Source organism: Specibacter cremeus, assembly GCF_003946885.1.
Lineage (GTDB): Bacteria > Actinomycetota > Actinomycetes > Actinomycetales > Micrococcaceae > Specibacter > Specibacter cremeus.
This window is the reverse complement of the sequence record NZ_RWKQ01000016.1, coordinates 1-25,744: the sequence shown is the minus strand read 5'-3', so window position 1 is coordinate 25,744 and position 25,744 is coordinate 1. Positions and strand designations below refer to the sequence as shown.

Annotated in this window: 18 protein-coding genes and 1 pseudogene; 11 read left to right on the top strand and 8 right to left on the bottom strand. The window is 70.5% G+C overall.

Annotated elements, in window-relative coordinates; all coding sequences use genetic code 11:
• Positions 1-57: 57 nt before the first annotated feature.
• From ftsR to EJC77_RS07935, 3 genes are all read left to right on the top strand, one after another.
• The gene (ftsR, locus tag EJC77_RS07945; RefSeq protein ID WP_240629963.1) at positions 58-744 is read left to right on the top strand and encodes a transcriptional regulator FtsR; all 687 of its coding nucleotides are present in this window, start codon (positions 58-60) and stop codon (positions 742-744) included.
• A gap of 8 nt (positions 745-752) precedes the next feature.
• Positions 753-1,256: a bifunctional nuclease family protein gene (locus EJC77_RS07940; RefSeq protein WP_125611471.1), complete on the top strand. Its 504-nt coding sequence runs from the start codon at positions 753-755 to the stop codon at positions 1,254-1,256.
• Positions 1,257-1,478: 222 nt separating this feature from the next.
• Positions 1,479-2,069, top strand: a complete 591-nt coding sequence (locus EJC77_RS07935; RefSeq protein ID WP_125611372.1) for a MerR family transcriptional regulator — start codon at positions 1,479-1,481, stop codon at positions 2,067-2,069.
• A 123-nt stretch (positions 2,070-2,192) separates the two neighbouring features.
• Here EJC77_RS07935 and EJC77_RS07930 read toward each other — a convergent pair whose 3' ends face one another.
• Entirely contained in the window at positions 2,193-3,029 is an 837-nt protein-coding gene (locus EJC77_RS07930; RefSeq protein ID WP_125611370.1) for a ParA family protein, read from the bottom strand.
• A gap of 149 nt (positions 3,030-3,178) precedes the next feature.
• On the opposite strand from EJC77_RS07930, the gene gcvP reads away from it, so the two are divergent.
• The 3 genes from gcvP to EJC77_RS07915 all read left to right on the top strand — a co-directional run bounded on the left by gcvP (position 3,179) and on the right by EJC77_RS07915 (position 11,145).
• A complete protein-coding gene (gene gcvP, locus EJC77_RS07925; protein ID WP_125611368.1) occupies positions 3,179-6,040 on the top strand; it encodes an aminomethyl-transferring glycine dehydrogenase in 2,862 nt (953 codons plus the stop codon).
• A 197-nt stretch (positions 6,041-6,237) separates the two neighbouring features.
• A complete protein-coding gene (locus tag EJC77_RS07920; RefSeq protein ID WP_125611366.1) occupies positions 6,238-9,636 on the top strand; it encodes a pyruvate carboxylase in 3,399 nt (1,132 codons plus the stop codon).
• Positions 9,637-9,723: 87 nt separating this feature from the next.
• A complete protein-coding gene (locus EJC77_RS07915) occupies positions 9,724-11,145 on the top strand; it encodes a MinD/ParA family ATP-binding protein (protein WP_240629945.1) in 1,422 nt (473 codons plus the stop codon).
• Positions 11,146-11,154: 9 nt separating this feature from the next.
• Here the strand turns inward: EJC77_RS07915 and EJC77_RS07910 are convergent, their stop codons facing one another.
• Complete coding sequence (locus EJC77_RS07910; protein WP_125611364.1) at positions 11,155-12,972, bottom strand: AMP-dependent synthetase/ligase; 1,818 nt, start codon at positions 12,970-12,972, stop codon at positions 11,155-11,157.
• 412 nt (positions 12,973-13,384) lie between these two features.
• Here EJC77_RS07910 and EJC77_RS07905 point away from each other — a divergent pair.
• Positions 13,385-14,385 (top strand): annotated as a pseudogene (locus EJC77_RS07905) (ROK family protein).
• Positions 14,386-14,688: 303 nt separating this feature from the next.
• On the opposite strand, the gene EJC77_RS07900 reads toward EJC77_RS07905, so the two are convergent.
• Positions 14,689-15,234, bottom strand: coding sequence for a hypothetical protein (locus tag EJC77_RS07900; RefSeq protein WP_125611360.1), 546 nt, complete (start codon positions 15,232-15,234; stop codon positions 14,689-14,691).
• A complete protein-coding gene (locus EJC77_RS07895) occupies positions 15,218-15,985 on the bottom strand; it encodes an alpha/beta hydrolase (RefSeq protein WP_125611358.1) in 768 nt (255 codons plus the stop codon). Before EJC77_RS07895 ends, EJC77_RS07900 begins: the two co-directional genes overlap by 17 nt.
• 151 nt (positions 15,986-16,136) lie before the next feature.
• Between EJC77_RS07895 and EJC77_RS07890 the strand changes: the two genes are divergently transcribed.
• Both EJC77_RS07890 and EJC77_RS07885 read left to right on the top strand, forming a co-directional pair.
• Positions 16,137-16,979, top strand: coding sequence for a lysophospholipid acyltransferase family protein (locus tag EJC77_RS07890; RefSeq protein ID WP_125611356.1), 843 nt, complete (start codon positions 16,137-16,139; stop codon positions 16,977-16,979).
• Positions 16,980-16,988: 9 nt separating this feature from the next.
• On the top strand, positions 16,989-18,389 hold the full coding sequence (locus EJC77_RS07885) for a class II 3-deoxy-7-phosphoheptulonate synthase (protein WP_125611354.1): 1,401 nt from the start codon (positions 16,989-16,991) through the stop codon (positions 18,387-18,389).
• Between the two features lie 136 nt (positions 18,390-18,525).
• Here the strand turns inward: EJC77_RS07885 and pknB are convergent, their stop codons facing one another.
• A complete protein-coding gene (gene pknB / locus EJC77_RS07880) occupies positions 18,526-20,511 on the bottom strand; it encodes a Stk1 family PASTA domain-containing Ser/Thr kinase (protein WP_240629942.1) in 1,986 nt (661 codons plus the stop codon).
• Positions 20,512-20,547: 36 nt separating this feature from the next.
• Positions 20,548-22,110: a LysM peptidoglycan-binding domain-containing protein gene (locus EJC77_RS07875; RefSeq protein ID WP_125611352.1), complete on the bottom strand. Its 1,563-nt coding sequence runs from the start codon at positions 22,108-22,110 to the stop codon at positions 20,548-20,550.
• Positions 22,111-22,229: 119 nt separating this feature from the next.
• On the opposite strand from EJC77_RS07875, the gene EJC77_RS07870 reads away from it, so the two are divergent.
• Complete coding sequence (locus EJC77_RS07870; RefSeq protein WP_164520350.1) at positions 22,230-22,583, top strand: Rv2175c family DNA-binding protein; 354 nt, start codon at positions 22,230-22,232, stop codon at positions 22,581-22,583.
• A gap of 9 nt (positions 22,584-22,592) precedes the next feature.
• Here EJC77_RS07870 and EJC77_RS07865 read toward each other — a convergent pair whose 3' ends face one another.
• Positions 22,593-23,720, bottom strand: a complete 1,128-nt coding sequence (locus tag EJC77_RS07865) for a polyprenyl synthetase family protein (protein ID WP_240629938.1) — start codon at positions 23,718-23,720, stop codon at positions 22,593-22,595.
• Complete coding sequence (locus EJC77_RS07860) at positions 23,717-24,271, bottom strand: hypothetical protein (RefSeq protein ID WP_240629935.1); 555 nt, start codon at positions 24,269-24,271, stop codon at positions 23,717-23,719. Before EJC77_RS07860 ends, EJC77_RS07865 begins: the two co-directional genes overlap by 4 nt.
• 119 nt (positions 24,272-24,390) lie before the next feature.
• On the opposite strand from EJC77_RS07860, the gene dinB reads away from it, so the two are divergent.
• Positions 24,391-25,638, top strand: a complete 1,248-nt coding sequence (gene dinB, locus EJC77_RS07855; protein ID WP_240629957.1) for a DNA polymerase IV — start codon at positions 24,391-24,393, stop codon at positions 25,636-25,638.
• The last annotated feature ends 106 nt before the right edge of the window (positions 25,639-25,744 follow it).

Sequence of the window (25,744 nt, the reverse complement as noted above, 5' to 3'; positions counted from 1 at the left end):
GCGAGCCGGCGACTCTCCGACGTCAGGGCCGCCGGCCAGCGCCCCGGCGCGCCCGTCATCTTCAACATCGGCGAGGTCCTGGCGCAGCTGACGGACGACTTCCCGACCGTCACCGCGTCCAAGATCCGCTTCTACGAGGAAAAGGGCCTGATCGCCCCGAAGCGCACCGCGGCCGGGTACCGCCAGTTCATGGATGCCGACGTCGAACGGCTGCGCTTCGTGTTGGCGCTGCAGCGCGACCACTACCTGCCGTTGAAGGTCATCCGCGACTACCTGGACGCGATCGACCGCGGCGAGACGCCCACGAACCTGCCGCCCGGGGTGACCATCGCCCCGCGCATGGTCTCCGACGAACTGGTGCAGGAGTTCAAACGCCGTTCCCGCCGGCTGACCACCGAGCAGTTGCGGGCCGAGTCCGGGGCCAGCACGGCACTTCTCGAGGCCATGGTCAGCTACGGGCTGATCGCCGAACACAACGGCTGCTACGACGATCACGCGCTGCGCGTGGCCCGGGCGTGCACCGAGCTGGCCGCACACGGGCTGGAACCACGCCACCTGCGCCCGTTCCAGGCCGCCGCCGACCGCGAATTCGGGCTGGTGGAACGCGCCGTCTCCCCGCTGTCCTCCCGCCGGGACGCGGCGTCCTCGGCCCGGGCCGCGGAGGCGGCGCGGGAGATTGCCGAACTCTGCCTGGGCCTGCACAGCGCCCTGGTACACACCCGCATCGCGCGAATGGAAACGTGAGCCACGCCATGATCGAGGTCGAAATCGTCGGCGTCCGCGTCGAGATGCCGTCCAACCAGCCGCTGGTGCTGCTCAAGGAGGTCGACGGCGACCGGCACATCCCGATTTGGATCGGCACGGCGGAGGCCACCGCCATCGCCCTGGCCCAGCAGGGCGTCGTGCCGCCCCGGCCGCTCACGCACGACCTGCTGGTCAACGTCGTCATGGCACTCGGCCGGGCCATCGTGCGCGTGAACATCACCTCCGTCATCGACTCCGTCTTCTATGCGCAGCTGGTGTTCGACGACGGCACGACCGTCGGGTCGCGATCCTCCGATGCGATTGCGCTGGCCCAGCGCGTCGGCTGCCGCATCTTCGCCGACGAGGAGGTCGTGGATGACGCCGGCGTGCGGATCACGGAGTCCGACGACGACGAATCCGCCACCCCGACCCCGGTGGAGGAGAACGAGCAGGAGCTGCGCCGGTTCCGGCAGTTCCTGGACGGCGTCGAGCCGGAGGATTTCGACAACTAACCCTCAGGCGGAGGCTGAAACTTTCGACACGCCGAAAGTTTAAGCATCAACGTCTTTGACCTTGGCCCCCAGCGGGAATAGCGTTCAGGTAGATGGTTCCCATTGCCAGCGGCGTGCTGCTGCGGTCACACTTGGAGTCAGCGACCTTGCGTCCTGTCCACGGTGCCGGCAACGCGTCCCGGCACCCACCCGTTTGAGGGAACTGCGACAAGGAGGATCCACGTGAGTCCGAAGGGCGACGCCGGCAAATTGCAGCCTGCCGTTGTTTCGAGCACCGCCATACCGGGCGGCGCCCAGGGTTTGCTGTTCACCGAGGATCTGCCGGTGCTGGACGAGGACGCCGGCTACCGTGGCCCCATCGCGTGCAAGGCCGCGGGGATCACCTACCGCCAACTTGACTACTGGGCCCGCACCGGCCTGGTGGAACCCGCCGTGCGCGGCGCGGCCGGCTCCGGCTCGCAGCGCCTGTACGGCTTCCGCGACATCCTGGTCCTGAAGGTCGTCAAGCGGCTGCTGGACACGGGCGTGTCCCTGCAGCAGATCCGGGCGGCCGTCGAGCACCTGCGCGAGCGCGGTGTCGAGGACCTGGCCCAGATCACCCTGATGAGCGACGGCGCGTCGGTCTACGAGTGCACGTCCGCGGACGAGGTCATCGACCTGGTCCAGGGCGGCCAGGGCGTGTTCGGCATCGCCGTGGGCCGTGTCTGGCGCGAGGTCGAGGGATCCCTGGCCCAGCTGCCCAGCGAGCACGCCGCGGTCGAGGAGTTCCCCGACGACGAACTCGGCAAGCGCCGCGCCCGCAAGATTTCCTAGGTCTCGACAAGTCTCGACGGGCTCGACCACCGGGTCTCGACAGGCTCGACCACCGGGTCTCGACGGGCTCGACCACCGGGTCTCGACAGGCTCGACCACCGGTGGTCGAGCCCGTCGAGACCTCTAGCCGCGGTACATGCGGCTGCGCGTGGCACCCTGGGTGACGACCTCGTCGAGCAGCTTGTCGAACAGCGCCGACGCGTTCTTCGCGGACTCGCCCGGCCACTGGTGGATCGGGTGCGCGGCGCCCTGGATCTGCTGCCAGTTCGCCTGCTCGGGGATCGTGGGGGAGAGCAGCAGGTCGCCGAACATCGTCTTCATCTCCTGCAACCGGTACGCATGCTCGTTCGAGCCGCTGCGCACCCGGTTGGCGATGATGCCGGCCGGTGTCAACGCCGGGGCGAATTCCTTGCGGAACAACTCGATGGCCCGCAACGTCCGCTGTGTCCCGGCCACGGAGAACAGGCCGGGCTCGGCCACGAGCAGCACCCGGCTGCTGGCCGTCCACGCCATGCGCGTCAGCCCGTTCAGCGACGGCGGGCAGTCGATGAGCACCAGCTGGTACGGGGCCACGCCGCCCCGGTCGGCGTTGGCCAGCACGGTCGACAGGCGGCGCAGGTCGCGCCGGCCCAGGTCCGGGCGGTCGTAGATGCCCGTGTACGCGCTGCCCATGGCGACGTCGAGCACCGGCGACGGCCCGGCGTCGTGCTGGTAGGCGGCAAGCCAGCCGCTGGGCACCACATTCGCCGCCAGGTCGGCACGCCGGGGCGCCTTGACCATCCGGCCGATGTCCTGCTGCCCGTCCGGGCGGACGGCCAGCCCGGTGCTGGCGTCCGCGTGCGGGTCAAGGTCGATGACCAGGGTGGGGATGCCGGCCGCCAGTGCCGCAGAGGCCAGGCCGAGTGTCACACTCGTCTTGCCGACGCCGCCCTTGAGGCTGCTGATGCTCACTACTTGCACGGGTAGAACCACGACCTTTGCATTCCATCTTCACTCACGTTTTGCGGGCGTCCGAGACGTCCGGGGCCGCTGCCGTCTGACACTTACAATATCTAAGGAACGTTCGCGACTTGGAGACCCCAGTGACAAACACCTCAAACACCCCAGACATGACAGCCGAAAGCCTGCCCACGAGCGGCTTCGCGGCGGCCGGCTTCAGCGACCGACACATCGGGGTGACGACCCAGCCCCATGTTCATCATATGTTGAGCACCCTCGGATTCGGTTCTTTGGAGGAATTGACCACCGCGGCGCTGCCCGAGTCGATCTACACCACCGAGCCGCTGTCGCTGGCCGCGGGCGTGTCGGAGGAGGCCATGCTGGCCGAGTTGAGGGAACTCGCGGCCAAGAACACCGTCAACCGCTCCTTCCTCGGGCAGGGCTACTACGGCACGTTCACTCCCGGCGTGATCGCGCGCAACGTGCTGGAGAGCCCGGCCTGGTACACCGCCTACACGCCCTACCAGCCGGAAATCTCCCAAGGCCGGCTGGAGGCGCTGCTGAACTTCCAGACCACCGTCGCCGACCTGACCGGCATGGTCACCGCCAACGCGTCCATGCTCGACGAGGGCACGGCGGCCGCCGAGGCCATGGCGCTGATGCGCCGCTCCAACCGGTCGGCAAGCGCCGACGCCGTGTTCCTCGTCGACGCCGACGTGTTCCCGCAGACACTGGCCGTCGTCACCACCCGCGCCCGCGCCATGGGCATCCCCGTCCTGGTCCACGACTTCGATGCCGGCGCCCCCGGGCAGGAGTACTTCGGCGTCCTGCTGCAGTACCCGGGCGACTCCGGCCGGATCCGCGACCTGGCCCCGCTCATCGACGCCGCCCACGCGGCCAAGGCCCTGGTCGGTGTCGCCGCGGACCTGCTCGCGCTGACCCTCCTCGAGGCCCCCGGCACGCTCGGCGCCGACCTGGCCGTGGGCACCTCGCAGCGCTTCGGCGTCCCGATGGGCTTCGGCGGCCCGCACGCCGGCTACATGGCCGTGCGCAAGGGCCTCGAACGCGCCCTGCCCGGCCGCCTGGTCGGTGTCTCGAAGGACGCCGACGGGCACATCGCCTACCGGCTGGCGCTGCAGACGCGCGAACAGCACATCCGCCGCGAGAAGGCCACCTCCAACATCTGCACCGCCCAGGTGCTGCTGGCCGTCATGGCCGGCATGTATGCCGTCTACCATGGCCCGGCCGGCCTGTTGGCCATCGCCGAACGCGTGCACGCGGACGCGGCGGCCGTCGCCGCCACGGCCGCGGCCGCCGGCCACACCGTGGTCCACGCCGACTTCTTCGACACCGTGCGGATCCGCCTCGCCGGCGCGAACGCCGATCAGATCGTCGCGGCCGCGCACGCCGGCGGGTATCTGCTGCGCCGGATCGACGACGCGCACATCCAGATCGCCGTCGACGAGACGACGACGGCGGCGGACCTCGCCGCCCTGGCCGGCTTCCTCGGCGCGGCCACCGTGACCGTCCCCACCGGAGCCGGCGCCATCGCCGCGGCCCGCACCACCGGCTACCTGGACAACGGGGTGTTCCACGCGCACAACTCCGAGACCCAGATGCTGCGCTACCTGCGCAAGCTCTCCGACGCCGACTACGCGCTGGACCGTGGCATGATCCCGCTGGGCTCGTGCACCATGAAGCTGAACGCCACCGCCGAGATGGCTGCCATCACCTGGCCCGAGTTCGCGGGCCTGCACCCGTACGCGCCGGCCGAGGACACCGTCGGCATCGTCGAGATGGCCACCCAGCTGGAGGCCTGGCTGGCGGAGATCACCGGCTACGACGCCGTGTCCGTGCAGCCGAACGCCGGGTCCCAGGGCGAATTCGCCGGACTCATGGCCATCCGCGCCTACCATGTCGAGAACGGCAACCCGGACCGCGACATCGTGCTCATCCCCACCTCCGCCCACGGCACGAACGCCGCCTCCGCCGTCATGGCCGGGCTCAAGGTCGTCCCGGTCGCCACGGACGGCTTCGGCAACGTCGACATCGATGACCTCAAGCGCCTCATCACGCTGCACGAGGACGACCTGGCCGCCATCATGGTCACCTACCCGTCCACGCACGGCGTGTTCGAGACGTCGATCACCACGATCTGCGCCATGGTGCACGACGCCGGCGGCCAAGTGTACGTCGACGGCGCCAACCTGAACGCCCTGGTCGGGCTGGCCAGGCCCGGCAAGTTCGGCGCGGACGTCAGCCACCTAAACCTGCACAAGACGTTCTGCATCCCGCACGGCGGCGGCGGCCCGGGCGTCGGCCCCGTCGGGGTCCGCGCGCACCTGGCCCCGCACCTGCCGGCCCGGTCGCTGGGCCAGCACTCCAGTGTGGGGCTCGTCTCCAGCGCACCGTACGGCTCGGCGTCGATCCTGCCGATCTCCTGGGCGTACATCCGCATGATGGGCCCGGACGGCCTGCGCCGGGCCACCCAGACGGCCATCCTGTCCGCCAACTACATCGCCCGCCGGCTGGCCGGCCACTACCCGGTCCTGTACACGGGGGCACACGACCTCGTGGCGCACGAGTGCATCCTGGACCTGCGCGGCATCACCGCCGATTCCGGTGTCAGCGTCGACGACGTGGCCAAGCGCCTGATCGACTACGGCTTCCACGCCCCGACGATGTCGTTCCCCGTGGCGGGCACGCTCATGGTCGAACCGACGGAGTCCGAGGACCTGGCCGAGGTGGACCGCTTCGTGGACGCCATGGTCGCCATCCGGCGCGAGATCGCCGCCGTGCAGGACGGGCTGTGGCCGGCCGGGGACAACCCGCTGGTCAACGCCCCGCACACGGCCCGCAGCCTGGTCAAGGACTGGACGCACCCGTACAGCCGGGAGGAGGCCGTGTTCCCGGCCGGCGTGGACCCGCGTGCCAAGTACTGGCCGCCGGTGCGCCGCATCGACCAGGCCTATGGCGACCGCCACTTGGTCTGCTCCTGCCCGTCCATCGAGGAACTCGCCGCGGATCTCTGAGCAATATTACGTGGCCCGGCTGTGACCCGGGCCACGTGTTGTTGCGGCGGCGGCCCCAACCCGGGAGACTTGCACCACTTTGGTCTCCAAGAACATAACGGAAACTAAACCAACGATTAAACATCGGTTAACCATCGATGAGGCGTTTGCGCCAAGCCTGCAGTACCGATCCAAACCATCGTTCACACAGGAGTGTCATGTTTTCCAAGATTCTGGTTGCCAACCGCGGTGAGATCGCCATCCGAGCATTCCGGGCCAGTTACGAACTGGGTGCGAAGACGGTTGCGGTGTTCCCCTACGAGGACCGCAATTCCATCCACCGCCAGAAGGCCGATGAGGCGTACCTGATCGGCGAGGAGGGCCATCCGGTCCGCGCCTATCTGGACGTCGAGGAAATCATCCGCGTGGCCAAGGAGTCCGGTGCCGACGCGATCTACCCCGGCTACGGCTTCCTGTCCGAGAACCCGGGCCTGGCCGAGGCCGCGGCTGCCGCCGGCATCACGTTCGTCGGCCCGCCCGCCGAGGTGCTGGCGCTGGCAGGCAACAAGGTCAAGGCGCTGGCCGCCGCCCGCGAGGCCGGTATCCCGGTGCTCAAGTCCGGCGCCCCCAGCTCCGACCTGGACGAACTGGTGGCGGCCGCCGACGAGATCGGTTTCCCCATCTTCGCCAAGGCCGTCGCCGGCGGTGGCGGGCGTGGCATGCGCCGCGTCGACCGCCGCGAGGACCTGGCCGAGGCGCTCACGGCCGCCATGCGCGAGGCCGACGCCGCGTTCGGCGACCCGACCATGTTCCTGGAGCAGGCCGTGCTGCGCCCGCGCCACATCGAGGTGCAGATCCTGGCCGACGCCGAGGGCAACGTCATGCACCTGTTCGAGCGGGATTGCTCGCTGCAGCGCCGCCACCAGAAGGTCGTGGAGATCGCCCCGGCGCCGAACCTGGACGAGCACATCCGCCAGGCGCTGCACCGGGACGCGGTGAAGTTCGCGCGGGCGCTCGGCTACGTCAACGCCGGCACGGTCGAGTTCCTCGTCGATACGGTGGGGGAGCGGGCCGGCCAGCACGTGTTCATCGAGATGAACCCGCGCATCCAGGTCGAGCACACCGTCACCGAGGAGATCACCGACGTCGACCTGGTCCAGGCCCAGCTGCGCATCGCCTCCGGCGAGACCCTCGCGGACCTCGGCCTGAGCCAGGACAGCGTCCACGTCAAAGGGGCGGCCCTGCAGTGCCGCATCACCACCGAGGACCCGGCCAACGGGTTCCGGCCGGACGTCGGCAAGATCACCGCCTACCGTTCGGCCGGCGGAGCAGGCATCCGCCTGGACGGGGGCACCGTCTACTCGGGCGCGGAGATCAGCCCGCACTTCGACTCCATGCTGGTCAAGCTGACCTGCCGCGGCCGCGACTACCCGGCCGCCGTGGCCCGGGCCCGCCGCGCCCTGGCCGAGTTCCGCATCCGCGGCGTGTCCACGAACATCCCGTTCCTGCAGGCCGTGCTCGACGACCCGGCGTTCGTGGCCGGCGACGTCGCCACGTCGTTCATCGACGAACGCCCGGACCTGTTGAAGGCCCGCGTGTCCGCCGACCGCGGCACCAAGCTGCTGACATGGCTGGCCGACGTCACCATCAACAAGCCCAACGGGGACCTGCACTTCCACGACGACCCCGAACGCAAGCTGCCCGCCGTCGACCTGTCCACCGCACCGGCCGGCTCCCGCCAGCGCCTGCGGGAGCTCGGGCCGGAACGATTTGCCGCCGCCCTGCGCGACCAGGCCGCGGTCGCCGTCACCGACACCACGTTCCGTGACGCGCACCAGTCGCTGCTGGCCACCCGGGTGCGCACCCGGGACCTGGCCGCCGCCGGACCGGCCGTGTCCGTGCTCACGCCCGGGCTGCTCTCCGTCGAGGCCTGGGGCGGGGCCACCTACGACGTGTCGCTGCGCTTCCTCGGCGAGGACCCGTGGGAGCGGCTGGACAAGTTGCGCGCGGCCATGCCGAACATCTGCCTGCAGATGTTGCTGCGCGGCCGCAACACGGTTGGCTACACCCCGTACCCGGAAGAGGTCACGACCGCGTTCGTGCGCGAGGCCGCGGCCAGCGGCATTGACATCTTCCGCATCTTCGACGCGCTCAACGACGTCGGCCAGATGGAGCCCGCCATCCGCGCCGTCCGGGAAACCGGCACTGCCGTCGCGGAGGTGGCGCTGTGCTACACCGGCGACCTGCTCGACCCGGCCGAGACGATCTACACGCTCGACTACTACCTGACGTTGGCGCAGCGGATCGTGGACGCCGGGGCGCACATCCTGGCCATCAAGGACATGGCCGGCGTCCTTCGCCCGGCCGCCGCGGCACGGCTCGTCACCGCCCTGCGCGAGCGCTTCGACCTGCCCGTGCACCTGCACACGCACGACACCGCCGGCGGCCAGCTGGCCACGTTGATCGCGGCCGTGGACGCCGGGGTCGACGCCGTCGACGTCGCCTCCGCGTCGCTGGCCGGCACCACCAGCCAGCCGTCCGCCTCCGCACTGGTCGCCGCCCTGGCGCACACCCCGCGCGACACCGGCATCTCGCTGGCCGCCATCAGCTCGCTGGAACCGTATTGGGAGGCAGTGCGCCGCGTCTACGCCCCGTTCGAGTCCGGCCTGGCCGGCCCCACCGGGCGCGTGTACCAGCACGAGATCCCCGGCGGCCAGCTGTCCAACCTGCGCCAGCAGGCCATCGCCCTGGGCCTGGGCGAACGGTTCGAGGAAATCGAGGACATGTACACGGCCGCCGACCGGATCCTCGGGCACCTGGTGAAGGTCACGCCGTCGTCCAAGGTGGTGGGCGACCTTGCCCTGCACCTGGTCGGCATCAAGGCGGACCCGGCCGACTTCGAGGCGAACCCGCAGAACTACGACGTGCCGGATTCCGTGGTCGGGTTCCTCTCCGGCGAATTGGGCACCCCTCCCGGGGGCTGGCCGGAACCGTTCCGCACCAGGGCGTTGCGGGGCCGCACGTTCGTGCCCGGCAAGGGCGAGCTGGTCGCCGCGGACAGCGCCGAGCTCGCCGCCGACTCCGCCACGCGCCGCCGCGCCCTGAACCGGCTGCTGTTCCCCGCCCCGACGAAGGAGTTCGACCGGGTCCGCGAAACGTACGGCGACGTCTCGGTGCTGGACACCCGCGACTACCTTTACGGCCTGCAGCACGGGCGGGAGCACGGCATCACGCTTGAGCCGGGCGTGCGCCTCATCGCGTCGCTGGAGGCGGTGTCCCAGCCCGATGAGAAGGGCCTGCGCACCGTCATGTGCACGCTCAACGGCCAGGCCCGGCCCGTCACCGTGCGCGACCAGTCGGTTGAGAGCACCGTCAAGACGGCCGAGAAGGCGGACCCGTCGGTCGCCGGCCAGGTCGCCGCGCCGTTCGCCGGCACCGTCACCATGAAGGTCGCCGTCGGCGACGTCCTCGAGGCCGGTGCCGCCGTCGCCACCATCGAGGCCATGAAGATGGAGGCGTCCATCACGACGCCGGTGGGCGGTACCGTCAAGCGGCTCGCCGTGGGCGCCGTGGAACCGGTCCAGGGCGGCGACCTGCTCGTGGTGATTGAGGCGTAACCTTCGATTACACTAAGGCCACAACCCGCCGCCGCGGTCGGAACCAGCCCGGTTCCGGCCGCGGCGGCACATGTGGAAGGCGGAGCCATGGTCACGAAAAAGTTCGACCCCGCACCGTCGTTGTCGGCGGTTGACCCCGCCGGCAACGCCGAACCCGACGAACAGGCCAGTGAACAGGCCGGTGAACAGGCCGGGGAACCCCACCAGTCCGGCGACGGGCTGCCCGGTGACGCACCGCCGGTCGGGGCGGCCCAACCCGCGACCGTCCCGCGCATCGAGGTCGTCACACCCGCCGACGCTGCCGACGGCACGGTCGTGGACCCCGCCGGCACCGGCCCCCTGGGGCTGGCGGCGGCGGCCGGCGACCCGGCGTCCACCGGCAGCGTGGGTCAGGTGGCCAGCGTCGTCCCAGATCCACCGGAGGTGCCGCCCATGCCGACGACGACGGCGGCCGCCCCGGACTGGGTGCCGACCGGCGCCCCCGTCCCGCCGGCGCCTGCGGACGGGCCCGCCACCGTGCCGGCCAACGGCGAGGCCGGGCACAGCCCGCGCCGGCAGCGCGACGACGGCCCGGAACCGGCGGCCGCGCTGACGCCCGACCGGCTGCTGGCCAAGTCGGCCGCACCGCCCGTGGGCGGCTGGCGGCTGCTGCTGTACCGGGTGTCGTTCGGTGCCATCAACCTCGGGGACTCCGACAAGGTCCGGCTGCGCCGGGCCATGGAGAACACGATCGCCACCCGGCTGGGCGACCGCACCCGCTACGTGCCGGTGCTCTCGCGCAAGGGCGGGGTGGGCAAGACCACCGTCACGACGCTGCTGGGCATGGCGCTGGCCGACATGCGCGAGGACCGGGTGATCGCCATGGACGCGAACCCGGACCGCGGCACGTTGTCGGACAGGTCGCCGGGACGGGCCGACTTCACGGCGCGCAACCTGGTCAAGGACAGGTTCGAGGTCAGCACGTTCCCGCAGCTGTCCAACTACGTGGCGCGCGACGGGTCCCGGCTGGACGTGCTGGCCTCGGACACCGATCCGGCCGTGGCGCAGGCGTTCGACGACGCCGACTACCGGGCCGTGACGGACATCCTGGGCAAGTACTACTCGATAGTGCTCACCGATTCGGGCACCGGCATGGTGCACTCCGTCATGAAGGGCACGCTGGAGAAGGCCGACACAGTGGTGCTGGTCTCGGGCGGCAGCGTGGATGAGGCCCGCTTGGCGTCCGAGACGCTGTCCTGGCTGGAGGCGCACGGCCGGCACGACCTGGTCGCGCGGGCGATCGTCGTCATCAATCTCTCCGGCGGCGAGACACAGGTCGACATCGACGAGATCGAGGGGCACTTCCGCTCCCGCGTGGACCACGTCCTGCGGTTGCCCTACGACAAGCACCTGGCCGAGGGGTCCCGCATCCAGCTGGCCCGGTTGCGCCCGGCCACGCAGGCGGCCGTCGTGGAACTCGCGGCGCTCGTGGTGGGGGAGCTCGTGGCGCTGCCGCCCAAGGCGGGGTAGGCGACCGGACTAGACGGCCGGCTTCGGCGCGGCGTAGATGTCCTCGACGACGTCGGTGAAGTCCTTGAGGACCTCGGCCCGCTTGACCTTCATGGACGGGGTCAGGTGGCCCGAGGCCTCCGTGAAATCGGTGGCCACGATGCGGAACGCCTTGATGGCCTCCGCCTGCGACACGGTCGCGTTGGCCCGGTCGATGGCCTTCTGCACGGACGCGATCACGGTCTGGTTCACGGCGGCCTCGGCGACCGTGATGGTCGACGGCAGGCCGTGGTGGGCGGCCCACTGGGGCAGCGCCTCCTCATCAAGGGTGACGAGCGCGGCGATGAACGGGCGCTGGTCGCCGATGACCATGCACTGGGAGACCAGCGCGTCGGCCCGGATCGGGTCCTCGAGCATGGCCGGGGCCACGTTCTTGCCGCCGGCCGTGACGATGATCTCCTTCTTCCGGTCGGTGATCCTCAGGAACCCGTCCGCGTCGAGTTCGCCCACGTCGCCGGTGTGGAACCACCCGTCGGTGAACGCGTCGGCCGTCAGGTCGTCGCGGCCGAAGTAGCCCTTCATGACGCACACGCCCTGGGTGAGGATCTCGCCGTCGTCGGCGATCCGTACGGCGTTGCCGGGCAACGGCGCACCGACCGTGCCGATCTTGATGCGGGCCGGGCGGTTCACCGTCACGGGGGCGGTCGTCTCGGTCAGGCCGTAGCCCTCGAGGATCTGCAGGCCGATGCCCTGGAAGAAGTGGCCCAGCCGAACGCCCAGCGGGCCGCCGCCGGAGACGGCGTGCCGGACCTGCCCGCCCATGGCGGCGCGCAACTTGGCGTAGACGAGCTTGTCGAACACGAAGTGCCGGGCCGAGAGCAGCAACGGGACCCGGCCGCCCTGCCGCGCCTTGGAGTGGGCGATCGCGGTGCGGGCCGCGGCCGCGAAGATCTTGCCCTTCCCCTCGCTCTCGGCCCGCATGGACGCCGAGTTGTACACCTTCTCGAACACGCGCGGCACGGCCAGGATGAACGTCGGCCGGAAGCTCTGCAGGTCGCCCAGCAGGTTCTTGATGTCCGGGGTGTGGCCCACCTTCGCGCCGGCGGCGACGGCCAGCACGGAGATGAAGCGGGCGAACACGTGGGCCAGCGGCAGGAACATGATGGTCTGGGACCCGGGCGGCACCACATCCTGGCCGAGCACGGCGAGGGCGTTGTCGCTGAGCTCGACGAAGTTGCCGTGCGTGATCATGCAGCCCTTGGGCCGGCCGGTGGTGCCGGACGTGTAGATGATGGTGGCGAGGTCGTCGAGCCCGTTGGCGCTGCGGGCCGCCTCCAGCGTCTCGTCGGACACCTCCCGGCCGCCCGCCCGCAGCGCGTCCAGGCCGGGACCGTCGAGTTGCCACACGTCCACCACGGCGGACAGGCCCTCGTTGTGGGCCGCCTGGCGGATGATGTTCTCATGGGCGGCGGTCTCGGCGAACGCGGCGATGGCCCCCGAGTCGCCCAGGTTCCACGCCACCTGTGACGGCGACGACGTCTCGTAGATCGGCACGGACACGGCCCCGGCGAACCAGACGGCGAAGTCGACCAGGGTCCATTCGTACCGGGTGCGGGACATGATCCCGATCCGGTCGCCGGGCCGGATGCCGGCGGCGATCAGGCCCTTGGCGATGGCGCACACGTCCTGGTGGAACTCGCGGGCGGAGATGTCCACCCACACGTTGTCGGCGTTGCGGCGGGAAAACAGGGCCGGGTTCGTGGGGATTGCGGCCTGGCGCAGGACGAAGTCGGTGGCATTCGCGTTCCCGGGGGTGGTGACCTCGGCCGGGACCTTGATTTCTCGCACTGTGAGCTCCTTCGTGTCAGTGAGTGCCGTGCCTGTGAGTCCTGCGGGCTTGGCAATACTCTATCCGGCCCCCGGGGATGCCGCGCCGTAGATAAGTTACTCGTCAGTAACAATATGTTGTTTGTGTCACGCTTTCAATTCGCACCGGCCCGCCGCGGGCGGCGCCGGGCCGGCTGTCCCTGCAGGACAGGCCGTGGCGTCGTGCGAACCAGTGGGCGGTAAATGCTCGTTTCGTGCCGATTTGCCGGGATTTTCGACATCTGCTGCCCATCAGTTGCGTTATCGACATCTGGTGCCCGGCAGTTGCGTCCGGGGCCCGGGCGACGCCCCCGACGGCGAGGCCCCCGACGCGGCGACGGCCGCCTGAACAAACACCCCCGGCCTTTCCGGTGTCCGTCGCTAGACTCGACGCATGCCCGCCCGCCCCACCGCCTTCCGTCCGCGTTTCCGCTTCGCCAACGCCCGCCCGGCCGAACGCGCGCTGGCCATCGGCATCGACATCGGCGGCACGAAGGTGGCCGCCGGCGTCGTCGACGGCGCCGGCACGGTCATCGAGGAACGACGGCGGCCCACCCCCGGACGTGACGCGCGCGCCGTCGAGGCCACCATCGTCGAGCTTGTCCGCGAGCTCGGCGGCCGCCACGACATCCGCTCGGTCGGCATCGGCGCGGCGGGCTGGATGGACCTGGCCGACAGCACCGTCATGTTCAGCCCCCACCTGGCGTGGCGCAACGAGCCGCTGCGGGCGAACCTCGAGGCCCTGCTGGGCCGGCCGGTCATGCTCACGAATGACGCCGACGCGGCCGGCTGGGCCGAATGGCGCTTCGGGGCCGGCCGGGGCCAGGAACACCTGGTGTGCCTGACCCTCGGCACGGGCATCGGCGGGGCCATGGTCACCAACGGCCGGGTGGAACGCGGCAGCTTCGGGCTGGCCGGGGAATTCGGGCACCAGGTCATCATGCCCGGCGGGCACCGCTGCGAATGCGGCAACCGCGGGTGCTGGGAGCAGTACGCGTCGGGCAACGCGCTGGGGCGCGAGGCCCGGGAGCTCGCCCTGGCCGACTCCCCGGTCGCCGCGGCGTTGTTGGCGGCGGCGAGCGGCCGGGCCGAGGACATCACCGGGGCGCTGGTGACGGAACAGGCCATGGCCGGGGACCCCATGTGCCGGGACCTGGTCCACGAGGTCGGGGAGTGGCTGGGGCTGGGTATCGCGAACCTGGCCGCCGCACTCGATCCGGCACTGTTCGTCATCGGCGGGGGCCTGTCCGGCGCGGGCCGCCTGCTCATCGATCCGGCACGCGCCGCGTTCGCCCGGAACCTGACCNCGCCGGCATGATCGGCGCCGCCGACCTGTCGCGCGTGCGCCACGGCACCCGGGTGGGCATGCGGCGCATCCGCCGGACGATCGTCTAGCGCGGTGGCCGGAAGGGTTTGCCGGTTTCGGGTTCGTGGCCACCTGGGGTTGGTGCGCCTGGGGTTGCTGCCGCCTGGGCTTCGATGGGCCGGCCGTCATGGGAGGAAGGGCCACGGCCTCTGGCGAACCAGTGGACGGTAAACGCTCGTTTGTGAACTGGTGGGCGGTAGGTGCTCGTTTCGGGCCGATTTTCGACATCTACTGCCCAGCAGTTTGCGTCATCGACAGCTACTGCCCCGCAGGCGCCCNCGCGTGCGCCACGGCACCCGGGTGGGCATGCGGCGCATCCGCCGGACGATCGGCTAGACGACGGCGCCGTCGTCGCCGTCGTCATCGCGCGACTTGGGCAGCCGGTACACGAGGTAGGCGGCGCTGCCGATGAACGCGATGATGATCGCCGCGACGGCCAGCAGCGGGATGTCGCGCCAGAACAGCGCGGCCAGGAACAGGAACACCGGCCCGCCGGCGGCCCCGACCCACGCCGCGACGATGGCCGGGTCCGCGTTCGCCAGCGACGGCGGATCCGGCGGCACGAATTCGCCCTCGTCGTCCTCCGCCGCGTAGTCGCGCGGGCCGCCGGCCGTCCCGCCCTCATCGGCCCGGGCGGCGGGCCGGTTCCACACACCCAGCGGATCGAAACCGGCAAACGACCCGGCACCCGGGTGCGGTGCGGCACCCGGGCGCGGACCGCCGTCGTCCGCCTTGCCGGGAAGCGGGTCCGGGAAGTCGGCGAGCCCGTCCAGGAACCCGTCATCCGGCTCCTGCAGGCGGGCGACCAAGTCCGCCCAGACGGCGTCGTCGTCGCTGTCGCCGGGAACGGGCCGGTTCGTTTCAGGATTGGGGGACATGGGCGTGCTCCCGGAAGAAGTCGACGGACCGTTCGAAGATCATGGGTGCGTCGTTGTCCATCGTGGCGACATGGTAGCTGTTGGACAGGGCCACGACGGACAGGTCCCGGGCCCCGATGGCGGCGGTGAGCACGTCGAGGCTCGACTCCGGAACCACGGCGTCCACGGTCGAACGGAACACGATGGTCGGGGCCGTGACGCGCGGCAGGCCGGCGACGGTGTCCTTGAACAGCTTCGCGAGCTCGTGCACGGACGCGACGGGCGTGCGGTCGTAGGCGCCCTCACTCACGCCCGGGGCCTTGATGTCGTCGGCGATCGCCGGCATGCTCCTGACCAGGTGCTTGAGGACGGGTGCGAACCGGGCCCGCGGGTCGGCGAACGTGAGCGCCGGGTTGACGAGCGCGACGCCGGCCACCGGGTGGTGCTCGGCCACGCGCAGCGCCAGCGTCCCGCCCATGGACAGCCCGGCCACGAACACGGCATCGCAGCTGCCGGCCAGCTCAAGGTAGGCGTTCTCGGCGTCCCGGTACCACTGCTGCCACGTGCTGCGGGCCATGTCCGTCCAGTGCGTGCCATGCCCGGCCAGCAGGGGGAGGTTGACCGCGTAACCGAGCCCGGCGAGGTGCTCGGCCCAGGCACGCATGCTGGCCGGCGTGCTCGTGAACCCGTGGCTGATGGCCACCCCGATGCGGGCCGTGTCCCCGTGGCCGGCAGACCGGAATGCCGCCGTGGACGGTGTTGCGGTCGTCATGGATCCTCCCGGTGACGCGGCCCCGCCGGCGTCCGGCGTGTGTTTGAAGTACAGGTACGTCACTAGACTACTGTTGATACGACGTGCCGGAGCCAATCGAGCGGGCATTGTCTGGCACAGCGCGGCGCGCCGCTTCGGGAGGGACACTCGCATGATCTATTGGGCGCTGAAACGGATCTTCATGGGCCCGCTGCTGAAGCTGCTGTTCCGGCCCTGGACGAAGGGCCTGGACAACATCCCGGAGACCGGACCGGCCATCCTGGCCAGCAACCACCTGTCGTTCTCCGACTCGATCTTCATGCCGCTCATGGCGCCGCGGCCGGTGATCTTCCTGGCCAAGATCGAGTATTTCACCGGCCGCGGCATCAAGGGCCGGCTGATCGCACTGTTCTTCAAGGTGACGAACCAGCTGCCCATGGACCGCGCCGGTGGGGCGGCGTCGGCGAACTCGCTGAACACGGGGCTCGACGTGCTCCGCGACGGAGGCCTGCTGGGCATCTACCCGGAGGGCACGCGCAGCCCGGACGGCCGGCTGTACCGCGGCAAGGTCGGCGTCGCCAAGCTGGTGCTCCAGGCCAATGTCCCGGTGATCCCGGTGGCCATGATCGGCACCGACAAGGTCCAGCCGATCGGCCGGCGCATCCCGACCATCCGCCGGCTCGGCATCATCTTCGGCGAACCCATGGACTTCAGCAAGTACAAGGGGCTGGAGCATGACCGCTTCGTCCAGCGGTCCGTCACCGATGAGATCATGTACGAGCTCATGCGGCTCTCCGGCCAGGAATACGTCGACTCGTACGCCAGCACGGTGAAGGACAAGCTGGCGGCGAAGAAGGCCGAGTCGAAGTCCGCCGCGCCGGAGGCCGTGCAGGAGGCCGCCAAGGACGCGGTGCGCGTGGACCCGGCCGAATCGCTGGCCCCCGGCACCGTCACCGTGATCGGCCAGAAGGACGACGACGGCCCCGGTCCCGCAGGGCGGGGCGCGGGGCGCTAATCTTGAGATGTGACTGATCTTTCAACCGCCGCCACCCCGACCGACAACCCGACGGTGCTGACCGTCTCCGGCCCCGCCGAATACCCGGGCCTCGACGAGTGGCGCAACCTGCCCATCTCCCAACAGCCGACGTGGGCGGACCCCGACGTATATGCGGCCAGCATCAAGGAACTCGGCTCCGTTCCGCCCCTGGTGTTCGCCGGCGAGGTCGATGTGCTGCGCGAGCGCCTCGCCCAGGCCGCGCAGGGCAAGGCGTTCCTGCTGCAGGGCGGCGACTGCGCGGAGACGTTCGAGGCGGCCACCGCCGACAGGATCAGTGCCCGGGTGAAAACAATCCTGCAGATGGCCGTCGTGCTCACCTACGGCGCGTCGCTGCCGGTGATCAAGATGGGCCGCATGGCCGGCCAGTTCGCCAAGCCCCGCTCCTCCAATGACGAGACCCGCGACGGCGTGACGCTGCCGGCGTACCGTGGCGACATTGTCAACGGGTACGAGTTCACGCCCGAATCCCGCCGCCACGACGCGTCCCGCATGCTGCGCGCCTACCACACGTCCGCCTCGACGCTGAACCTGATCCGCGCGTTCACGCAGGGCGGGTTCGCCGACCTGCGCGCGGTGCACACCTGGAACCGTGGCTTCACCGCCAACCCGGCACACGCCCGCTACGAGACCCTGGCCAAGGACATCGACCGGGCTATCAAGTTCATGGCGTCCTGCGGCGCCGACTTCGACGCGTTGAAGACCGTCGAATTCTTCGCCAGCCACGAGGCGCTGCTGCTCGACTACGAGCGTGCGCTGACCCGCATCGACTCGCGCACCGGGCTGCCATACGACACCTCCGGGCACTTCCTGTGGATCGGGGAGCGCACCCGCGGGCTCGACCAGGCGCACGTCGACTTCCTGTCCCGCGTGCGCAACCCGATCGGCGTGAAGCTTGGCCCGACGACGTCCGCCGAGGACGCGCTGGCCCTGATCGACAAGCTGGACCCGAACCGGGAACCCGGCCGGCTGACGTTCATCACCCGCATGGGGGCCAAGAACATCCGCGAGAAGCTGCCCGACCTGGTCGAGAAGGTCACCTCCTCGGGCGCCCGGGTACTGTGGGTGACCGACCCCATGCACGGCAACACCGTCACCTCCCCCAACGGTTACAAGACGCGCAACTTCGACGACGTCATGGACGAGGTCCGCGGCTTCTTCGAGGTGCACCGTGACCAGGGCACCTTCCCGGGCGGCCTGCATGTGGAGATGACCGGCGACGACGTGGCCGAATGCCTCGGCGGTGCCGACCCGATCGACCAGGAGGCGTTCCTCACCGGCTACGAGTCGGTCTGCGATCCGCGCCTGAACCACAAGCAGTCCCTGGAGATGGCGTTCCTCGTCGCCGGCGCCCTGGCGCACAGCCGGTAGGCGGATCGGTGATTGAGCCTGCCCGTCCGGTGATTGAGCTTGTCGAAATCAGCGGGGTCTCGACGGGCTCGACCACCGGGGTCTCGACGGGCTCGACCACCGGGGTCTCGGCGGGCTCGACCGGCGGCCCGCCCGTCTAGATGACCCGGAGGGTGACGGTTGAGCCCTCCGGGGCGTCCGTGTTCTCCGGGTCCTGGAACCGGACCGTGCCGAAGAAGCCGCCGAGCAGGTTCTCGATCTGGACCTTGAACCCGAGGGCCTCCAGTTGGCGCTGCGCGTCGGCGGCCTGCTGGCCCACGAAGCTGGGCACGTGGATCATGCGGGGGCCCTTGGAAATGGTCAGTTGCACCGTGCCGCCGGGCGGCAGCGTGCCGCCGGCCGGGTCCTGGCCGGCCACCGCGCCCTCGGGGACCGTCCGGCTGAACACCCGGTCGGGCCGGATCACCGCCACGAGACCGGCATCCGTGAGCTCCTTGACGGCGTCGTCGGACGATTGGCCGGCCACGGACGGCACGGGGACGGGGCGGGGCCCCTTCGACACGATCAGGTTGATCGTCGTGCCCCCGCGTTTCTGCGCGTCGGCCGGCGGATCCTGGCCGAGCACGACGCCGGCGGGGACCTTCGCGTCGTAGCTTTCGGTCACGACGCCCACGGCCAGATGCGCGCCGGCGATCGCCGCCTGCGCCACGTCCCGCGGCATGCCGACGACGTCGGGGACGCCGTAGAGCACGGGACCCTTGGACACGAGCAACGTGATGACCTGGAACTTGCGCACCCGCGCGTCCGCCGCCGGGTCGCTTGTGACAACCAGCCCGGCGGCCACCTGCTCGTTGAACACGTCGGAGACGGTGGTGCCGGTGAAGCCGGCTCGCTCCAACAGGGAGCGGGCCTGGGGGACTGTCTTGTTGCCGACCGACGGCACGGTGGCCAGCGCCCCGGGGCCCAGCCCGAAGAACCAGCCGGCGCCCGCGCCGAGCAGGGCCAGCAGCAGGACGACCAGCACCCAGATGACCGCCCGGCGGCGGGGATGGCCCTTCTGCAGCGACTTCGTCGGAATGGCGGCGGCCCGGGCCTGCGCCTTGGCGACCGCCCTGGCCTGCCGCTTCGAGCGCGCCGGCTCGTCCGGGCCGGCTTCCGCCCCGGGTGCGACGAGGTCGCCCGGCACGTACAGCCCCGACCCGGCCGGCAGCACGGTCGTCGCCTGCGGCGCCCGGGTGATGACCTCGGTCGGTTGCGGGCCGGGAACCGCCGGCGCCGTCGCCGGATAAGCCGTGCGCGTGCGCGGCAGGCCGGCGCGGATGTGCCGCAGGTCCTCCAGCAGCGCGGCGCCGTTCGGCGGCCGGTTGTCCGGTTCCTTCTCGGTCATGTAGCGGACCAGCTCGTCGACCTCGGGGGAGAGGCCGGGCCGCTCCAGCGAGGGTGCCGGGACCGTGCCGGTCACGTGCGCCATGGCGACCTGGATGGCGCTGTCGCCGCGGTACGGCTGGTGCCCGGTCAACAACTCGTACAGCAGGATGCCGGTCGAGTAGATGTCGCTGCGGGCGTCGGCCGCGCCCTGGTTCGCCAGCTCGGGGGAGATGTAGGCGACCGTGCCCATGAGCGTGGCCGTCCCGGACGCCGCCGACGCGTCCCGGGACAGGCCGAAGTCGCCGATGGTGATGCGCCCGTCCCCGGAGATCAGCACGTTCTCCGGCTTGACGTCCCGGTGGACCAGGCCCTTGGTGTGCGCGGCGGCGAGCCCCTCGACGATCGGGTCCAGCAGGTCCAGCGCGTCGTCCGGGCCCATGGCGCCGCGGGCGTTCATGACATCGCGCAGCGTGTGCCCGGGAATATACTCCATCACCAGGTACGCGAATCCGTCCACGGCCCGGAAATCGTACATGTGGACCAGGTGCGGGTGCGACAGGCTGGCGGCGATGCGCGCCTCCTGCTGCAGCTTGCCCATGTACCGGGCATCGTCGGCCAGGTGCGGGAACAGCACCTTGACGGCCACGTCGCGGTTCAGCCGCAGATCCGTGGCCAGGTACACGGTGGACATGCCGCCGCGCGCCACCCGGGCACGCACCAGGTAGCGTTCGTCCAGGGTGGTCCCGACAAGTTGGTCATGAGGCACGGCTTGCACCCCCTGATCTTACCGGGACAACCCGGACGGCTCGGGTCAGCGGAACTGCTTCCGCAGCGCCTTGATGTTGGCGACGTACGCCTTCGTGTCCGCGAACATGCCGTGCACGGACACGGAGTACTGGCCCTGGTAGTACCCGGCGATGGCCAGGTCCTCCGTCTTGGAGCCGGCCAGCAGCGCCCGGATGATGGCCACCCCCGCCGTGACGTTGTCCTGCGGGTTGAGCAGGTTCAGCGTGCGGCCCACCAGGTCCGACGCCCACTGCCCGGCCTGCGGGATGACCTGCATGGTGCCGATGGCGTTGGCGGGGGAGACGGCCCGTTGGTTGAAGCCGGACTCCTGCTGGGCGAACGCCATGGCCAGCGACGGGTCCACGCCCATCTGTGCGGCGGTCCTGGCGACCATCTCGCGCATCTGCGCCTGCGACGGCACGGGCGCCGCCAGCAGCGCCGCCTTGTTCACGTTGGCCTCGGCCACGACCGCGTCCGGGTATGTGTAGTGCAGGAACGTGTTGCCGACTTTCTCATTCTCCGGCAGCGGTGTGACGGAGGTCGCGGCGGCCGCTACGCCCGGGATGGTGAGTGTCTTGCCCGCGTAGATGATCGAGTTGGTGGTGAGGTTGTTGGCCGCCGTCAGCGCGGCCAGCGTGACGCCGTATCGGGCGGCGATGCCGCTGAGCGTGTCGCCGGGCACGATCCGGTAGGTGCCGGCGGCCTTGGCCGGGGCGGCCGGCGCTGTTGCCGCGGGGGCGGCCGGCGCTGTTGCCGAGGGGGCGGCACCGGGGATCGACAGCTTCTGGCCCGGATAGATGATGGTGGTTGCGGACAGCCGGTTGGCGGCCAGCAAGGCGGACAGCCCGACGCGGTACCTGGCGGCAATGCCGCTGAGCGTGTCGCCGGCGCGGATGGTGTACGTACCGGCCGTGCCTGACGACGGCGCTGCGGCGGGGGGTGTCTTCGTCACCGCGGCGGCCGGGGCGGCGCCGGCCGCCGTGCCCAGGAGAAGGACCTGGCCGGGGTAGATGATGCTGGTGGCGCCCAGGTGGTTGGCGGCCAGTACGGCGTTCGTGGACAGGCCGTGCCGGGCGGCGATGGCACTGACCGTGTCGCCGGCGCGCACGGTGTATTTGGCGGCGGCCGGGGTGCCGGCGTTGGCGGCCGGCTTCGCGGCCGGGGCGGTGGCCGTCCCGGTGAGGGCGAGTCGCTGGCCGGGGTAGATGATGCTGCTGGGCGTGAGCTTGTTCAGTCGCAGCACGGCATTGGTGTCCAGGCCGTGCCGGGCGGCGATCGCGCTGACGGTGTCGCCGGCGCACACCGTGTACGACGCCGGCACGGTCACCCGGATGGGCGAGATGGTGGTTGGCACGCTTCCGGCGACGACGGCTGCGGGGACGTGGCCGGTGGTGGCGGCGGCCACGGCCTTGGCCAGTGCGCCCGGGGCCAGCGTCACGGGCGACAGGTGGGCGCCCACGGGTGCGGCGGCGGCAGGATGCGCCAAGGCCAGGGACGACAGCACGACGACGGGCAACGCTGCCGTGGCGACGGCGGCCAGGTGCTTGGTGGAGGCAGTGCCCGGACGGGCGGGGCGTTCGGAAGTCATGAAGGGATTCCTCTGGTCCGTTGCGTATGTTGCACGTGATGAAGTTGTTACTGATGTGACTAATGTGAATTTACACCAGTTTTGCCGTGAAACAACCTCGATATGGGAACCTTGAATACGTGAGTACTCTTGAACAACTAATTGCCGAATGGCTGCCGCTGCCCGATGTCGCCGAACGACTGGGCGTTTCCATCACGAGGGTGCACGCCCTGGTCAAGGACGGGACGTTGCTGGCGGCACGCATTGGCGAACACAATGTCCGTGCCGTTCCGGCGGAATTCCTCGTCGACGATCACGTTCTCGACAGCCTGAAGGGCACGGTCTCGGTGCTCGGTGACGCCGGCTATAACCATGAGCAGGCGCTGGCGTGGCTTTTCACCGCCGACGACTCGCTGCCCGGGCGCCCGATCGACGCGCTGCGGGAGGGCCGCAAGACCGAGATCAGGCGCCGCGCGCAGGCGCTCGGCTGGTAGGTCGGCCGCTCAGGACTTGCGCTGCACGGCGGCGTTGCCCAATTCGGACAGCGCCGCCACAATGTCGGAGCCGATCGGCAGCCGGTCCAGCGCCGAGAACGCCGTGCCGCCCAGTTCCCCGATCATGTCCTCGGTCCGGTCCAGGGCGCCGGAGCCGACGATGATGGCCCGGATGCGGGCGATGTCGTCCCCGGTCAGGTCCTGCCGGCCCAGGTGAGAGTGCACGAACGCCGCGTCGCCGTCCCCGGCGGCGGTCAGCGTCAGGCCGACCAGCACGGTGCGCTTGCCCTCGCGCAGGTCATCGCCGGCCGGCTTTCCCGTTTGCGCCGGGTCGCCGAACACGCCCAACACGTCGTCGCGCAGCTGGAAGGCCTCGCCCAGCGGCAGTGCGAAGGCGCTGTACCCGGCCAGCAGCGCATTGTCCGCGCCGGCCAGCGCGCCACCGAGGACCAGCGGATGCTCGGAGGAGTACTTTGCGCTCTTGTAGCGGATGATGGCGGCGGCGCGTTCGACCGCGGTGGAGTTCGGTTTGCCCGGCCCGGACACCTCTTCCAGGATGTCCAGGTACTGCCCGGCCATGACCTCGGCGCGCATGAGGTTGAACACCTCCCGGGCGCGCGTCCCCGACGCCGCGGCCGGGCCGATGTCCGCGAACAGCTCCTCGCTGAACGACAGGCACAGGTCGCCGGTGAGGATGGCCGCGGCGTGCCCGAACCGTTCCGGATCCAGGGCCCAGCCCCGCTCGCCGTGCAGGCGGCTGAACTGCATGTGCACGCTTGGGCCGCCGCGCCGGGTGTCGGAACGGTCGATGATGTCGTCGTGGATCAACGCCGCCGCCTGGAACAGTTCCAGTGCCGCGCCGGCCGCCACGATCGACGGCGATTGGGCGTCGCCGCCGGCCCCGCGCCAACCCCAATAGCACAGGAGGGCGCGCATGCGCTTGCCGCCGGTGACGAGGGTGCGGATCGCATCCAGCAGCACGAGCGAGTCGGCGGAGATGCCGGCCAGCATGGACTCCTTGGAGTCCAGGAATGACGCCAGCCTCGCCGCGATGGCCTCGATGAAGGCGTCCTGCTCGGTGGCGGGGGCGTTGGCTGCGGTTGCGGTGCTGATGGCGGAGCCTTCCTGGGACGTCACTTCAAGGATGCGGGCAGGACGTTGGCGCCGAGCGTGAAGGTCACCCGGCTGCTCGTCACGTCCAGGGACAGCGTGATGACGTCCTGGCCGGTGGCCCGGGTGAATGTCTTCGTCGGCACACCGGCCACCGTGTCACCGGGCTGGGCCGTGAACCCCTGTGCGGTGAACGCCTTCGTGTAGTAGGCGAGGATGTCCGCCTGCTTGGCCGCGGTGGTGGCCGTCAGGGACGCCGTGGCCGGCGTCGTGCTGCGATCGAAGCTGGACGCGGTGACCGTGGCACCGGGCATGAGCGGCAGCAGTTTCGACGGGAAGCCCTGCACCAGCGCGTTGACCGTCGAGGTGGCCGAACTCGTCGCCATGGACGACGACGTCGTCGTCGCGGTGCCCGTCGCGGAACCGGGGGCCGAGGCGCTGGTGGAGGCCGTGGCCGTTGCGGCCGTTGTGCCGCCGGTCGAAGGTGCGGGCGCGCCGCCGCCGGAGCAGCCGGCCAGCAGGACGACGGCGGCCAGTGCGGCCGCGGCGCCGGCCGGCGCGAACAGTTTCCGTTCCATGACTCATCCTTCATGCAGAGGCGGGTTTCCCCTCCAGTTTAGCCAGTCCCTGTGTCGGACCCCGAAACTACACTTGAGGGGTGCCCCCCAACCACCAGGACCCGTTCCCCCAACACTCGATCCACCAGGACCTGTTCCCCCATGACCCCGTCGCCGGGCCGGACCAGGCCGGCTGCACGATCCTGCACGTGGACATGGATGCGTTCTTCGTGTCCGTCGAGCTGCGGGAGCGCCCGGACCTGGTGGGCCGCCAGGTCATCGTCGGGTTCCCGGCCGGCCGATCGGTGGTGCTGTCGGCATCGTACGAGGCCCGTGCGCTGGGTGTGCACTCGGCCATGCCCATGGCGACGGCGCAGCGGTTGGCGCCCACCGCCGTCGTCCTTGAACCACGGCACGGGCTGTACCGGCAGGTCTCCGGGCAGCTCATGGGAATCTTCGACTCCATCACCGACCTGGTCGAGCCGCTCAGCGTCGACGAGGCGTTCCTGGACGTCTCCGGGGCCCTGCGCCGGCTCGGGACGCCGCTGCAGATCGGCGCACTGATCCGGGAACGGGTGTCCCGCGAGCTGGGCATCACCGCGTCGGTCGGCATCGCGGCCAGCAAATTCGTGGCCAAGATCGCCTCCACGCGGGCCAAGCCCGACGGCATGCTGCTGATCGAACGGGACCGGACGGTCGAGTACCTGCACACGCTCCCGGTGGGCGCGTTGTGGGGCGTGGGCGCACGCACCCGCGAGGTCCTGGCCCGGTTCGGCATCCACACCGTCGCCGACGTGGCGGCCACGCCGCTGCCCGTGCTGCGCAAGGCGCTCGGTGTCGCCGGGGAACACGTGTACAACCTGGCGTGGGGGCGGGACCCCCGGCCGGTCACCCCGGTGCGGGCCGAGAAGAGCATCGGCGCCGAGGAGACGTTCGCGCAGGACACCGACGACGACGACCAGCTCACCAGGGAGCTGCTGCGGCTCGCCCACCGCGTGGCCAAGCGGCTGCGGGCGGCGTCGCTGGTGGGCAGGACCGTGGCGCTGAAACTGAAGTACGCCGACTTCTCCACCATCAACCGGTCGCGGGCCATCGGCTCCGGCGTGGACAGTGCCGGCCAGATCTACGGCGCGGCCCTTGGCCTGTTGCAAGGGCTGGGCCGGCGGCCGCAATACGTGCGGCTCATCGGCGTGCGGGTGGAACAACTGGAACCGGCGGACCGGGCCGCCGTGCAGCTGAGCCTGGACCCGCGCGAGGACAACGCGCGCACCGCGGAGCGGGCCAGCGACGCGGTCGCCGCGCGGTTCGGCGGCGCCGCGATCGGGCCGGCGCGGCTGCTGGGACCGGGAAAATCCATTCGCCGCAGCAACCCGCCGTCCGCACCTTGACGGTTCCGCACAGGGGGCCGCGCCCGGGCGTCGGGGAACGGACTGACTGATTGCTCACAAGCCCGCGGGGCAACTTTTGGTTCTGCGGATTCAAGCCTATTGTTAG